This window comes from Nocardioides panaciterrulae (assembly GCF_013409645.1).
Lineage (GTDB): Bacteria > Actinomycetota > Actinomycetes > Propionibacteriales > Nocardioidaceae > Nocardioides > Nocardioides panaciterrulae.
Map to the genome: position 1 here is coordinate 1,744,330 of NZ_JACCBG010000001.1, position 13,917 is coordinate 1,758,246.

General features: G+C 74.1%; 9 protein-coding genes. 5 read left to right on the forward strand and 4 right to left on the reverse strand.

Annotated features, from left to right (window positions below; genetic code table 11):
- Positions 1 to 13 precede the first annotated feature (13 nt).
- On the forward strand, positions 14 to 169 hold the full coding sequence (locus BJZ21_RS08160) for a hypothetical protein (protein WP_179663277.1): 156 nt from the start codon (positions 14 to 16) through the stop codon (positions 167 to 169).
- A gap of 14 nt (positions 170 to 183) precedes the next feature.
- Here BJZ21_RS08160 and BJZ21_RS08165 read toward each other — a convergent pair whose 3' ends face one another.
- Complete coding sequence (locus BJZ21_RS08165) at positions 184 to 1,347, reverse strand: glycosyltransferase (protein WP_179663278.1); 1,164 nt, start codon at positions 1,345 to 1,347, stop codon at positions 184 to 186.
- A gap of 36 nt (positions 1,348 to 1,383) precedes the next feature.
- Here BJZ21_RS08165 and BJZ21_RS08170 point away from each other — a divergent pair, with 36 nt between their 5' ends.
- Together BJZ21_RS08170 and BJZ21_RS08175 are read left to right on the forward strand one after the other, a co-directional pair.
- Complete coding sequence (locus BJZ21_RS08170) at positions 1,384 to 2,136, forward strand: class I SAM-dependent methyltransferase (RefSeq protein WP_179663279.1); 753 nt, start codon at positions 1,384 to 1,386, stop codon at positions 2,134 to 2,136.
- Entirely contained in the window at positions 2,133 to 6,254 is a 4,122-nt protein-coding gene (locus tag BJZ21_RS08175; protein WP_179663280.1) for an alpha-(1->3)-arabinofuranosyltransferase domain-containing protein, read from the forward strand. The genes BJZ21_RS08170 and BJZ21_RS08175 overlap by 4 nt, the downstream gene beginning before the upstream one ends.
- Here BJZ21_RS08175 and BJZ21_RS08180 read toward each other — a convergent pair.
- The 3 genes from BJZ21_RS08180 to BJZ21_RS08190 are packed head-to-tail and all read right to left on the reverse strand — an operon-like array spanning position 6,247 to position 11,065.
- Entirely contained in the window at positions 6,247 to 7,428 is a 1,182-nt protein-coding gene (locus BJZ21_RS08180; RefSeq protein ID WP_179663281.1) for an acyltransferase family protein, read from the reverse strand. The genes BJZ21_RS08175 and BJZ21_RS08180 overlap by 8 nt on opposite strands.
- On the reverse strand, positions 7,425 to 9,248 hold the full coding sequence (locus BJZ21_RS21700) for a hypothetical protein (RefSeq protein WP_179663282.1): 1,824 nt from the start codon (positions 9,246 to 9,248) through the stop codon (positions 7,425 to 7,427). The genes BJZ21_RS08180 and BJZ21_RS21700 overlap by 4 nt, the downstream gene beginning before the upstream one ends.
- Positions 9,245 to 11,065 (reverse strand): hypothetical protein, encoded by a 1,821-nt coding sequence (locus tag BJZ21_RS08190; RefSeq protein ID WP_179663283.1) that lies wholly within the window; start codon positions 11,063 to 11,065, stop codon positions 9,245 to 9,247. Before BJZ21_RS08190 ends, BJZ21_RS21700 begins: the two co-directional genes overlap by 4 nt.
- Before the next feature lie 132 nt (positions 11,066 to 11,197).
- Here BJZ21_RS08190 and pgfA point away from each other — a divergent pair, with 132 nt between their 5' ends.
- The gene (pgfA, locus tag BJZ21_RS08195) at positions 11,198 to 12,148 is read left to right on the forward strand and encodes a cell envelope lipid trafficking protein PgfA (RefSeq protein ID WP_179663284.1); all 951 of its coding nucleotides are present in this window, start codon (positions 11,198 to 11,200) and stop codon (positions 12,146 to 12,148) included.
- Positions 12,149 to 12,211: 63 nt separating this feature from the next.
- Positions 12,212 to 13,873 carry a bifunctional 3'-5' exonuclease/DNA polymerase gene (locus BJZ21_RS08200; RefSeq protein ID WP_179663285.1) on the forward strand — a complete coding sequence of 554 codons (1,662 nt, stop codon included), beginning with the start codon at positions 12,212 to 12,214 and terminating at the stop codon, positions 13,871 to 13,873.
- The last annotated feature ends 44 nt before the right edge of the window (positions 13,874 to 13,917 follow it).

Genomic DNA, 13,917 nt, shown 5'->3' on the forward strand with positions numbered 1-13,917 from the left:
AGGGGGATTCATCGTGCACCCAGTCGTGTTGAGTGCGGCCGGCATCGTCGTCGGCGGCACCCTTGCGGGCGTGACCCTGATCGGCGTGATCGAGTCGCAGACCGACGGGCCCGGCCAGTCGCCGGCCAACGTCAGTCAGCCGGTCATCGACTACGGGACGGCCCCGTAGGCCGCAGCCTCCCGCTACTCCTCGACTGCGTCCTGGCTGTCGACCAGCTCGCCGCGCAGTGCGGAGGCCACCACGTGCGCGAACGCCGACTGGGCGTGCCCCCAGCTGAACCGCACGCTGTGCACCCGCGCGCCCTCGGCGAGGGCGCGGCGCAGCTCGAGGTCGTGCAGCACCCGGCCCAGCGCGGCGGTCAGCTCCTCGGGGGTCTCGACCAGCAGGCCGGAGATCCCGTGCCGGATCGACTCGCGGGTCCCACCGGCCCCGGAGTAGGCCACCGTGGGGGTGCCGTGCGCGGCGGCCTCGCCCACGACCAGGCCCCAGCCCTCCTTCACCGAGGGCAGCGCCATCACCCACGACTCCTCGTAGACCTCCTGCTTGCGGACCTCGGACACATGCCCCTCGAAGACGACGGCGTCACCCGCGCCCCGCTCCTGCACGAAGCGCCGCAGCTCGGCCTCCCACCAGCCGCTGCCGACGATGCGCAGCCGCAGGTCGGGCAGCTGCTCGCGCAGGGCCAGGACCGCGTCGACGGCGTGCTCGACCTGCTTGTGCGGCACCAGCCGCCCGACCACGCAGACCGTGGGGTGCGCGGACTCGCGGGCCCCGGTCGCGACGACCGGGTCGGTGCCGTTGTGGACGACCGCGACCCGCGGGCCGCGCACGCCCAGCTCCCGCAGCTCGTCGCGGGTCGCCCGCGACACCACGACGTACTGGCAGCGGCGGTAGAGGTACGGCGCGAGCCGGCGCTCGATCCACCAGCCGACCCGGCCGGTCAGGCCCGGGTAGACGACCGGCCACTGCTCGCGGTGGACGTGGTGGACCAGCACGATGACCGGCCGCCGGGTGACCAGCCGCGACAGGAACGGCATCCCGTTCTGCACGTCGACCACCACGTCGACGTGCCCGAGCCGGCCCGTCGCCAGCAGCCGGAGGCCCTGCAGGTAGACCGACAGCTTGGAGCCGCGGCGCACGTAGCGGACGCCGGCGATCACCTCGGTGGGCGCGGCGCCGGCGTACGCCGCGCTGAAGATCGTGACCCGGCAGCCGCGGGCGACCAGCCCGGCGGCCATCTTCTCCAGGTAGCGCTCGGCGCCGCCGCCCTCGGGGTTGCCCTGGTCGCGCCAGCTCAGGAACACCACGTGGCGGCCGGCCAGGACGCGCGCATCGGTCGTCGGCACCGGGGGAGGCTACCTCGCTCGGATAGGGTCTCGCCCATGCAGCACGGGTCCACTGGCTCCCGGGGGGCCTGGGCCGCGAGCCTGCGCCGCTCGGTCCGGCTCCTCGGGGAGTTCCGCTACGAGCAGCCCGACCCCGAGCGGTTCTACACCGCGCTCGCGGCGGACTCGGTGGGGCAGCTGTCCTCCTACCTCGACCTGGCCGGGTGCACCGTGCTCGACGTCGGCGGCGGCCCCGGCTACTTCCGGGACGCCTTCGAGGCCGCGGGCGCGACGTACTGGGCGCTGGACGCCGACGTCGGTGAGCTGGCCGGCACCGGCGCGATCGCCACGGGCACGGTGGTCGGCGACGGGATGAACCTGCCGTTCGCCGACGGGGCGGTCGACCTGTGCTACTCCTCCAACGTCCTCGAGCACGTGCGCGAGCCGTGGCGGATGGCCGACGAGATGCTGCGAGTCACCCGCCCCGGCGGTCTGGCCTTCATCTCCTACACGGTGTGGTTCGGGCCGTGGGGCGGGCACGAGACCGCCCCCTGGCACTACCTCGGTGGCCGCCGCGCCCGGCGGCGCTACCTGGCCCGGCACGGCCACGAGCCCAAGAACCGGTACGGCGAGTCGCTGTTCGCCGTGACCGTCCGGGACGGTCTGGCCTGGGCCCGGCGCCAGCACGCCGGCGAGGTCGTCGACGTGCTGCCCCGCTACCACCCGCGGTGGGCCCGGTGGCTGGTCCGCGTGCCGGTGCTGCGCGAGCTGCTGACCTGGAACCTCGTGATCGTGGTGCGCAGGAAGTGAGCGGCTCGGGGGACCGTTCGTCGCCCGGCCTGCCGGCCGGGGGGCGGGCCACGTCGCGACTGCGGATGTGCGGCTACGCCGCGCTCATCACCGCGCTGTGCTTCGCCCAGTCCGCGGGCCGGATGGTGGCCGACACCAAGTTCGACCTGCTGACCGCGCCCGGGAAGTTCCTGTCGGCGGGCCTGCACCTGTGGGACCCGGTGGCGGCGTTCGGACAGCTGCAGAACCAGGCCTACGGCTACGCCTGGCCGATGGGACCGTTCTTCTGGCTCGGGCACCTCCTGCACCTGCCCGAGTGGGTGGTCCAGCGGCTGTGGTGGAGCCTGCTGCTCTGCCTGGCGTTCTTCGGGGTGGTCCGCCTCGCGCAGCGGCTCCGGCTGGGGTCCCCGGTCACCCAGGTGGTGGCGGGGTTCGCGTTCGTCCTGAGCCCGCGGATCACCACGCTGCTGGGCGGGGTCTCGGTCGAGGTCTGGCCGATGGCGTTGGCGCCGTGGGTGCTGCTGCCGCTGATCACCGCCAGCGAGCGGGGCTCGGTGCGCCGCGGCGCGGCGCTCAGCGCCCTGGTGGTGGCGACCTGCGGCGGCGTCAACGCGGTCGCGGTCGCGGCCGTGCTGCCGCTCGGCGTGCTGTGGATCCTCACCCGGTCCGCAGGGCCGCGGAAGTGGCCGCTGCTGGGCTGGTGGACGCTGTTCACGGGGCTCGCGACCTTCTGGTGGGTCGGGCCGCTGCTCGTCCTGGGCCGCTACAGCCCGCCGTTCCTGGACTACATCGAGAACGCCACCATCACCACGGTGCCGACCGGCCTGGCCCGCACGCTCGTGGGCACCTCGGACTGGGTCGCCTACTTCGCCGGCATCGACTACCCGGCCGGCCAGCACCTGGTCACGACCCCGTTCCTGGTGCTCGACGCCGCGGGGCTCGTGGCGCTCGGGCTGGTCGGCATGCTGCTGCGCGACAACCCGCACCAGCGGTTCCTGGTGCTGGGACTGGTCACGGGCGTCGCGCTGGTCGGCTTCGGCTACTCCGGCGACCTCGCCGGGTGGTGGGCCGCGGACCGCACCGACCTGCTCGACGGTGCGCTCGCACCGTTCCGCAACCTGCACAAGTTCGACGTCGTGCTCCGGCTGCCGCTGGTGCTGGGGCTCGCCCACGCGCTGCGGGCGATCCCGGCGCTGCTCCGGGGAGCCGGGTCGCGGACGGCGCTGCGGCTGGTCCAGGTCGCCACCGCGCTCGCGCTGGTCGCGCTCGCCCTGCCGTGGGTGCAGGACGAGATCGCGCCGCGCGCCGGCGTCGAGGCGGTGCCGGGCTACTGGACCGCCGCGGCGGACTACCTGGCCCGGCAGGACCAGGACGGCACGGTCTCCCTGGAGGTGCCGGCCGCGGCGTTCGGCGTCTACGACTGGGGCAACGTGCACGACGACGTCCTGCAGGGGCTGGCCACCAGCCCCTGGGCGGTCCGCAACGTGATCCCGCTGGCCCCGCCCGGCAACGTGGTGTTCCTCGACGCGGTCACCCGGGTGCTGGAGTCCGGGCACCCGAGCAGCACGCTGGCCCCCTACCTCGCCGCGAGCGGCGTGAGCCGGCTGGTGGTCCGCAACGACCTCGACCGGTTCCAGACCGGCGCACCGGACCCGGCGTACGTCAAGAGCGTGCTCACCCACTCGCCGGGGCTCACGCTGGCCCGGTCCTTCGGCCCGCGGGTGGGGTCACGGCCGGTGTCCTACGGGCCCGACGGCACCACCCGGGTGGTCGCCGGGAACGGCCTGGCCACGCGCACCGGCTCGGTCGACGTGTACGACGTGAGCGCGCCGGCCGGGGCCCGGCTGACCGCCGACCCGGAGGTCGTCGTGGGCGGCCCCGGCGCCGGGCTGCGCCCGGGAGTGGGCGGTCCCGCGGCCCACCTGCTCCCCGAGGACGCCTCGGCGGCCGCCGGCGGGGAGGCGGGCCAGGTGCTCACCGACGGGCTGCGGCGCCGGGAGACCAACTTCGCGGCGGTCCGCTGGAACGTGTCCGCGACGATGCCCGCAGGCGCGCCCTACCGGCTGGGCGGTCCCGAGCACACCCACCGCTTCCTGGAGCACCCCGAGCGCTGGCAGACCACCGAGCTGTGGACGGGTGCGGTGGCCGGCGTGAGCGCCAGCAGCTCCGAGGCGTACGCCGACGCGCTGCCGCCGCTGCGGATCGGCTCGCACCCCGGGGCCGCCCTGGACGGCGACCCGGCGACGGGCTGGCGCTCGGCCCGCCAGGTCGACCCGACCGGCCAGTGGTGGCAGACGGACCTGGCCCGGCTGGAGTACCTGGAGAAGGTGACGGTCCGGCTCACGCCTGACTCCGTCGCCGTGCCCCGCTTGGCGCTGCGCTCGGACCAGGGGACCGAGGTGGTGCCGGCGCCGGCGCCCGGCCGGGCCCGGACCTACGACGTGGGCTTCGCCGGGGCGACGTTCCTGCGCGTCACCGCGGCGGGCCGCGACCTGCGCCTCCCCGGTTCGTTCGGGATCGCGGAGGTCGGTGTCACGCCCGCGCTCGCCGCCCAGCGCTACCTGCAGCTGCCGCCGCCCGACGACCGGTTCCCGGTGGACGCGATCTCGCTGCAGCGCGACCCCGACCGCGCCGCCTGCGTGCTGAGCGGCCACGCGCTGCCCTGTGAGGACGCGCTGATCGCGCCCGGCGAGGACGGCGACACCCTGGCCCGCCGGTTCAGCACCGTCTACCCCGGCGACTACCGGCTGAGCGGGACCGTGTCGTTGCGGCGCACCAGCCATGGTCGGGGCCTGCTCGCCTCGGGGGTCACGGCCACCGCCCCCGGGCGGGTCGGGGACGTCGCGGAGGGGCCGCTGGCCGCGGTGGACGGCGACCACCACACGACCTGGCTGCTCCGGGGACCGCGACAGACGCTGACCGTGCGGTTCGCGCGGCCGCGCACCCTGCACTGGATCGCCGCCCGGGTGAACCGGGCGGCACCGGCCGAGCGGCCGACCCGGCTGTGGGTGCGGGCGGCCGGCCACGAGCGCGTCGTGCGGCTCGGCGGGGACAGCCGCGCCCGGCTGCCCGGCTGGCGGGCCCGGGTGCTGCGGGTGCGGGTGGTCGACAGCCAGAAGGCGTTCGCGACCACCGGCCAGCGGTTCACCGACGTGCCGCCCGGCGTCACCGGCCTGCGCGTGAACCGGCGCTCGCTCGCGCCGGACGCCGGGGTGCCGCGCGACTTCGGCTGCGGCTCCGGCCCGGTCGTCCGCGTGGGCGACACCATCGTGCGGACCCGGTTGCGCGCCAGCACCAAGCAGTTGGTCCGCGGGGCCAGCGTGCCGTTCTCGGTGTGCGGCCGCGACGACGTGCAGCTCGCCGCGGGCACCACCGACGTCCTGGCCGCCCCCAACGGGCTGTTCCGCGTCGACACGCTGCTGCTCAGCAGCACCCGCGCCGCGCCGGCACCCCTCACGCGCGCGGTCCCGGTCGCCCGCGACGGTCGTGGCGACCCCACGTCGGTGCGGGTGCCCACGCGCTCGCAGGCGACGGTGCTGAGCCTGCCGCAGAACGTCAACCCCGGCTGGACCGCGACCTGGCAGGGCCGCGACCTCGCGGTGGCCCGGGTCGACGGCTGGCGGCAGGGCTGGCGGCTCCCGGCCGGCCCGGCCGGCACCGTGACCCTGCGGTTCGCCCCGGCCCCGACGTTCTCGGTGCTGCTCGGCCTCGGGGCCGCGCTGGTGGGGCTGCTGGTGCTCGGGCTCCTCGCCGCGACCCTGCGGGCGAGGCGCGCGGCGGGGACGCGGCACCCGGCACCCCTCGGGTCCGGCCGTCCCGGGGTGCTCGACGCGCTGATCGCGGTGACGGCGGGTGGGCTGCTGGGCGGCTGGTGGGGCCTCGGCGGGATGCTGGCCGCGCTCGCGGTCGGGCTGCTGGTCCCGCGGTTCGCGGGCTGGTCGCTGCTGGCCGGCCTGCTCATGCTGACCGGCAGCCTCGCGCTGTCCTGGTCGGTGCTCACGCAGCGGTCGTGGGCGGTCACCTGGAGCCAGGCGTGGAGCCTGGCCGCCGTCTGCTGCGCGGTCGGGGCGCTGGCCGCGTTGCGCCGCACGGGGCCCGGCGGGCGCGGCACGACGGCCCGGACGGGCCCGTCTACCTGACCGTCGCGCGGACCGGTCGGGCGCCGGAGTCCAGCCGGGCGAAGGGTGCGATGTCCTTGGCCCGCAGGATCCGGCGTTCGAAGAGGTAGAACGACGCGGTGGCCACCGGCAGCGTGAGCAGCAGGGTGCCGAGCACCACCGCGACGAAGTGCCCGGTGAAGACCTGGAGGTCGAGGACCCGGAAGACCAGGTTGAGGAAGAACATGTGCAGCGCGAACACGCCGTACGAGATGTCGCCGAGCCAGACCGGCACCGGTCCGCTCAGCCGGGTGCGGGCCCAGCCGTCCCGCTCCGGGCCGAAGACCAGCGGCAGCAGGAAGAACGCGCCCGCGATCGTGTAGAGCACCAGCTTCGAGCCCGCCTCCCAGCCGCCGGGGGTGAGCAGCGTGCGGGGGCCGGCGACCGGCGACCAGGCGATGGCGAAGACCGCGGCGGCGAGCACCCAGCAGCCGACCAGGTCGTGGCCGAGCCGCTCGACGGGGTGCGGGCGGGGGTCGACGGCCAGGCTCGCGGACAGCGCCGCGAAGCAGACGCCGACCAGGAACCAGGGCAGATAGCCCGGCAGCCATTGGGCGTAGTGCCCCTCGTGGCCCGGGACCTGCGCGGCCAGGACCTGCCAGACGAGCCCGAGCAGGGCCAGCACTCCGGCCCGCCGGTAGACGCTCGGCAGGTGCAGCCCGTCCGCCCTCCGTCCGCCGCGGACCAGGAGCAGGCAGACGAGGGGGAGCAGCAGGTAGAACGCCACCTCCGTGCACAGGCTCCACATCTGGGTCAGCGAGCTGGCGAGCAGGTCGTGCCGGTAGAGCTGGGTGAGCGTGAGGTGGGTGAGCCAGTCGCGCCAGTCGGCGTCGTCGTTCACCGGGTCCAGCCACAGCGACAGCACCACGACCGCCCAGTAGAGCGGCAGGATGCGCAGCGCCCGCTTCCACAAGAAGTGCCGGGTCGAGGGCCACGGCCGGCCCAGGGCCCGGGTGAGGAAGTACGGGCGGCTCAGCAGGAAGCCCGACAGCACGAAGAACAGCGTGACGCCGAAGTCCAGGCGGGCCAGCGCGGCGCCGGTCCAGCCGTGGTTGATCTGGCCGGTGTTGAAGGCGGCGTGGGTGAGCACGACCATCAACGCACCGATGGCACGGACGGCGTTGAGCGTGGGGAAGCTGCGGTCGGAGAAGCTCACGGGTGGAACTCCGTCCGGGGCACCGGCCGGCCCACCGTCACGTCGTTGGTGCACACGGTCACATTCTCTCCCAGGCCCGAGATCCGCACCTGGTCGAACTGGATGCCGCCGCGCAGGTAGAGCGCGTGCACGCCGGGCTGGACGGTGGTCGTGTACGCCGCGTCCCCGGCCACGACCCGCACCGGGCTGGCCGCGCTGGCGAGGTAGCCGATCCGGACCCACCAGCCGCCGTAGGCGACCGGACCGTTCAACGGGATCGTCCGGCCCGAGGCCCGGATGCGGTAGCCGCAGGAGCCGTGCGGGCCCGTCGGCGCGCGCCGGGCCACGGGCACCACCGCGGGCTCGACGTGGCCGTGGCCGTCGACCATCGACAGGCGGTCGGTCGCGATCTCGGTGAAGTCGGTGCGGTCGCGGAAGTCGCGCAGCAGGTAGCTCTGCAGGTTCAGCGGGTAGCCGATCGGCCACATGATCGTGTCGGGCACCGCATCGTCGATGAGCGGGACCGGCGCCGGAGCCTGCTCGAGGTCGCCCAGCAGGTGGGAGAAGTAGGGCCGGGCGATGTTGGCGTCCTGCCAGTGCACGGCGTACTGGGCGGAGGAGACCGTGGCCAGGACCGAGACGACCGAGACGAGCGCCGCGACGCGGGAGGGGTGGTCGAGCAGCTCGCTAGCCGCCCTCGGCTCGGCGCACTCGACGGCCCCCCGGATCGGCAGCACCGCACATCCCAGGGCCACGGCCGTCACCGCCGCGAGCTCGCCCTGGTAGCGGTAGTCGAGGCTGATCTGGGCGCCGACGAACGAGACGCGGCCCGCGGTGACGAGCAGGATGCTGGAGCCGAGGAAGAACCCGGGCAGCAGCCAGGCGCGCAGGCTGCGGGTCCGGCAGCGCCGGATCTCGCGGGCGACCAGCACCACCAGCGCCACCCCGGCCAGGGCCACGAGAATGTTGGGCTGCGGCACGGCCCCCTGCTGGAAGTACTGCCAGTGCAGCGGACCGCCGGCCATGGCGGCGGCCCACGCGTGGACGACCATGTTCGAGACCACCTGGGGGAGGGCGTCGTTGTTGGCCCGGGCGGGGCTGAAGTTCAGCCCGACGACGACGTAGCCGGCGAGGTAGCCGCACGAGATCACGGCGTAGAGCACGATGCCGGCCCGGTAGCGCTGCCACAGCCACCGGACCCGCGCGGGCAGGGAGCCGCGGGCGAAGTAGCAGAGCGAGAACAGGGCGAGTCCCCCCACCACCAGCAACGTCTTCTCGTAGAACGCGAGGCCGGCGAGCAGCCAGAGACAGGCGTGGACGGCGTGCCGGACCCGGCCGCGCCGCAGGTAGGACACGTGGCAGGCGAGGGCCCAGAACCAGACCACCTGCATCGGCAGCTGGTTGACACCCGCGGCCCACCAGATCGCGATCGGCATGGAGATCGCGCAGAACAGGTAGAGCGCCAGCGGCGGCAGGATCCCGCGCCGGGCACCGAACAGGCGCAGGAGGAGCACCAGGAGCCCGGCGTCGGCGAGGGCCTGCATGGCGAGCAGCACGGTGGCCGGCACCCGGAAGTCGAACGGGGCGACGAGGTCGGTCAGCCAGGTCAGGTACATGCCGGCGGGCATGACGTGGCCGGCGTAGGGCCGGGCGGCGACCCCCGGGGCCAGGCCGAGGTTGTTCATCCGGGAGATGAAGGCGAAGTCGTCGCCGAAGAACCACGCGCCGTAGGTCGCCCAGGCGCGGAAGAGCAGCTGGGCCGCCACCATCGCCAGCGCGGCCTGCACGACGCGGTCGTGGCGCACCAGCCGTGCGGCGGTGCGCTCGTGGAGGCCGGTCACGGCGCGGTCACCCCCGGGACGGGGATGCCGAGCGTCACGTCCACGACGCAGAGGTCGTTGCGCCGCGGGTACCCGCTCACCGTCACCGCCTGGAACTGGCCGGACGCCTGCACGAACACGTTGTGCAGTCCCTTCGGAAGGTCGAGGTCATGCACATCGTCACCCGCGGTGACGCGAAGGGAAACCGGCCGCGGGCTCGCGTACCCCATCTGGATCCACCAGCCGCCCCCGATCACCGGGCCGTCGAGGGGGATCCGGGTGCGCGCGCCGGTCAGCGGGTAGCCGCAGCCGGCGGCGGGCACCATCCGCCGGGTCGGGGGGATGACCACCGGCGCCAGCCGGCCCTGGTCGTCGAACATGTAGAGCCGGTCGATCGACTGCCGGGGGTAGCGGGTCTCGGACGCCCAGGGGCGGAAGAGGTGGCTGTAGGCGTTCTCGGGGTAGCGGAAGGCCCACAGCAGGCTGGTCGGGACGCCGGTGTCGACCAGCGGCACGGGAGGGTCCGGGGCGGTGGCCAGGCTGTGCCGCACCTCGTCGATGTAGGCCCGGGTCGGGTTGCGCTGCTGCCACAGGTCGACGTACCGCGTGCTCGAGACCATCGCGACCGTCGTCACCGCGAGCGTGGCCAGCGCCACCAGGCTGCGACGTTCGTAGCTGCGCGGCACGTCCGGGCGCAGCTCGTTGACCTCCACCGCTCCCCGCAGCGGCAGGAACGCCAGGCCGAGGCAGAGCACGAACAGGGCGCCGGACTCGGTCTGGTAGCGGTACTCGCGGGCGATGTCCGGGCCGACGATGTTGGCGCGCGCCGAGGCGAGCAGCGCGACGTTGGCGAACAGCGTGAACGCCAGCAGCCACCAGGCGCGGGCGCTCAGGGTGCGCGTGCGCTGGCCGTACCACGCCACCCCGCCCACCAGCAGCCACGAGGCGAGCTGGACGAGCTGGGAGGGGTCGGCGATCGAGCCCACGGTCAGCGGTTCCCAGGTCAGCGGGCCGCCGACCACCGCCGGCAGGCAGGCGACCGCCACCAGGTTCCAGACGATCGGGGTCCACGACTGGCCGCCGCTGTTGCTGGGGGAGAAGTCCAGGCCCCACGCGACGTACGCGGCCAGGTAGCCGGCCGCGAGGACCGAGTGCGCGACGATCCCGGCGCGATAGCCCGACCAGAGGCCCCGGAGTCGCTCGGGGGTGTTGCCGGTGCAGAACCAGCCCAGCGCGAGGATCGCGTAGACGCCGAAGAGCAGCAGGGTCTTCTCGTAGAACAGCAGGCCCGCGGTGGTCCAGGCCAGGGTCGCGACCAGGTGGCGGATCCGGGCGGTGCGCAGGTAGGCGAGGTGGGCGTGCAGGCCGAAGACCAGGGCGACCTGCAGCGGCAGCTGGTTGATCCCGGCGGCCCACCACAGGCCGGCGGGCAGCGTGAAGACATAGGCCAGGTAGCCGGTCAGCAGCACCAGCACGAACGGCCGGCGGCCGAAGCACGAGAGCAGCAGCCGCAGCATGCCCACCCCCGCCAGCCCCTGGAGGGCCAGCAGCACGACCCACCACGGCGTCCAGTCGTAGACCGCCCACTTCGTCAGCAGCCAGGTGGCGGCGAAGCCGGCCGGCATCAGGTGCCCGCCGTAGGACTCGAAGAGGTAGTGCCAGCCGAACGGGAGGTTCATCGCCCGCGACATGAAGGCCAGGTCGTCGAAGTAGAACCAGGACCCCGACAGCGCCCAGGCGCGGTAGCCGAGCTGGGCCGCCACGAGGGCCAGGCCGACCAGCACGATCGCCCTGTGCCCGAGCAACGCCCCGGCGTACCGTCGTAGTCGGGCGAACACGGGCGGGACTATCTCACAGGAGACGCACCCCATCTTGGCGAACCTCGCGATGAAGCCCACGAGGGCCGGTGTCCCGATGCTACGGTTCGGTAACTCGCGGCCCCACGGGGGGCACTCCTGGGGAGGGGAATCGTGAAGCGCAGGTGGTTGGGTGCGGTGCTGGTGGCGCTGGGCGCCTTCCTGATCGTCGCCGCCGTGGTCGCCCAGACCTGGGCACCCGACAACGTCAAGCGGACGCCGATCGACGTCAACAGCACGACGCACCTCGGGGGTTCCGCGGACAAGCTGAACCCCAAGACCGGCAAGCTCGAGAGCTACCCGATCTACGTCCTCGACATCAACCAGAACGACAGCAACCGATCCGACGGCTCGGTCGCGGTCTTCGTGCGGACGACCTGCGTGGTCATCGACAACGGCCAGAAGCAGGTCTGTCCGAGCGACAAGGACCCGAACCTGATCGACGTCACCATCGACACGTTCGCGACCGACCGGCACACCGCGATGTCGATCAACGACCCGCAGTACCTGCCGAAGAACTTCGTGCCGCACACCGGGCTGGTCAACAAGTTCCCGTTCGACGCCCAGAAGCAGACCTACCCCTACTGGGACAACGTCCTCCAGGCGCCGGTGGACGCGGTCTACCAGCGCACGGCCGAGGTGAAGGGGCTCCAGACCTACGTCTACCGGGCCGTGACCAAGAACGCGAAGGTCGACGTGATCGCCGGCACCCCCGACTCCAAGCCGGTCAAGGGCACCTACGACGACGTCCGGGACGTGTACGTCGACCCGCACACCGGCAGCATCGTCGACCAGGCCGAGAGCCAGCAGCGATACCTCACCGACGGCACCAAGATCCTCGACCTGAAGGCCGAGTTCACCAGCGCCGAGCAGCAGGCCAAGGTCGACGAGGCCCGATCCAAGTGGAGCCAGATCACGATGGTGCTCGACACCGTGCCGCTGGTCGGCTATGCGGTGGGCATCCCGGTGCTCCTGATCGGCCTGGCGCTGCTCTTCCTCCGCCGCCGCGGCGACCAGCCGGCGGCGCCGGAACCGGAGCGGACCGAGACGCCCGTGGGTGTGTGAGCTCCCCCTCGATGAGGGGCACGCTGGGGTAGGTGTGTCGGTCCCGGGTGCCAGAGTGTCCTGGTGACCCGGATCTCGCTCTCGCGACTGCCGGGCGACGGGGTGCTCGTCGTCGAGGGCGGGGGCGAGCTCGAGCAGCCGATGGCCGACCTGCCGGGGTTCGTCGCCGCCCGCGAGGAGGAGGCTCCCCGCTGGGTGTGGGACGACACCGCGCGGTGGTACCCCCCGCTGCTGGCCGCCGGAGTGCGGGTCGGGCGGTGCCACGACCTGCGGCTCGGTCGCCAGCTGCTCCGGCGGGCGCCCGCCGCGGACGCGCGACTGCTGGTCGGTCCGGAGTCCGAGCACTGGGACCGGCTGCGGCCGGCCGTCGCGTTCGAGACCGGCCTGTTCGCGGTCGACGAGGCGGCCGAGCGGCTGCGCGCCGACCTCGAGGATGCCCGGCAGCTGGCCACCGTGGCGGCGTCGCGGGAGCCGGCACGCCTCGGGCTGCTGCTCGCGGCGGAGTCGGCGGGTGCGCTCGCCGCCGCCGAGATGACGCACGCGGGCGTGCCGTGGCGCGTCGACGTCCACGAACGGTTGTTGGCGCAGGTGCTCGGCCCGCGGCCGCCACGCGGCGCCCGACCGCAGGGGCTGGAAGCGTTGGCCGCCGAGGTCCGGGAGGCGTTCGAGGCGCCGGACCTCAACCCCGACTCGCGGCCCGAGCTGCTGAGCGCGCTGGGCCGCGCCGGGCTGAAGGTCGCCGACACGCGCGCGTCATCGCTGCGCGCGCTCGAGCACCCGGGCATCGCCCCGCTGCTGCAGTACAAGCAGCTCGCGCACCTGTTCCAGACCAACGGCTGGGCGTGGCTCGACCAGTGGGTGAGTGGAGGCCGGTTCCGGCCGTCGTACCAGCCGGCGGGCTCGGCGACGGGACGGTGGGCGTCGAACGGCGGCGGGGCGCTGTCGATCCCGGCCCAGATCCGGCCCGCGGCGGTGGCGGACGACGGCTGGGCGTTCGTGGTCGCCGACGTCGCCCAGCTCGAGCCGCGCGTGCTGGCCGGCATGAGTCGCGACCGCGCGCTGGCTCGCTCGGCGCGGGGGGCCGACCTCTACCAGGGGATGGTCGACGACGGCGCGGTGGCGACCCGCAAGAACGCCAAGCTGGGCCTGCTCGGCGCGATGTACGGCGCCACCAGCGGGGAGAGCGGCCGCATGGTCGCGGAGCTCACCCGGCGCTACCCCGACGCGTTCGGCCTGGTCGAGCAGGCGGCCCGCGCCGGTGAGCGGGGCGAGGTGGTGCGCACGCTGCTGGGGCGGGGGTCGCCGAGCCTGCTCGAGGGACTGGGCGAGGCCTGGGACCACGACCCCGGCGACGCGCCCGCCGACCCGGACAGCCGAGCCCGCTACCGACGTGCGTACGGCCGGTTCACCCGCAACTTCGTCGTCCAGGGCACCGGCGCCGAGTGGGCGCTGTGCTGGATCGCGGACCTGCGCAACCGGCTCTGGCGGCTGGGCGGGACCGGCCCGCTCGAGTCCCGTGCGCACCTGGTCCTCTTCCTTCACGACGAGGTCGTCGTGCACACCCCGGCCGCGCTCGCCGACGCGGTCGTCGAGCAGGCGGCCGGAGCCGCGGCCACGGCCGGGAGCCTGATGTTCCGCGAGCTCGCCGTCGACTTCCCGCTCACGACCTCGATCGTCCGGTCCTACGCCGACGCCGGCAAGCCGGGCGCAGCGGAAGGGTCCTGAGCCGAGCAGCAGCGCCGGCGTCGGGGAACGGGCTTGGTCAGAGC

Coding starts and splice junctions, on each gene's coding strand:
- BJZ21_RS08170 (WP_179663279.1), top strand. CDS start 1,384: ATGCAGCACGGGTCCACTGGCTCCCGGGGGGCCTGGGCCGCGAGCCTG.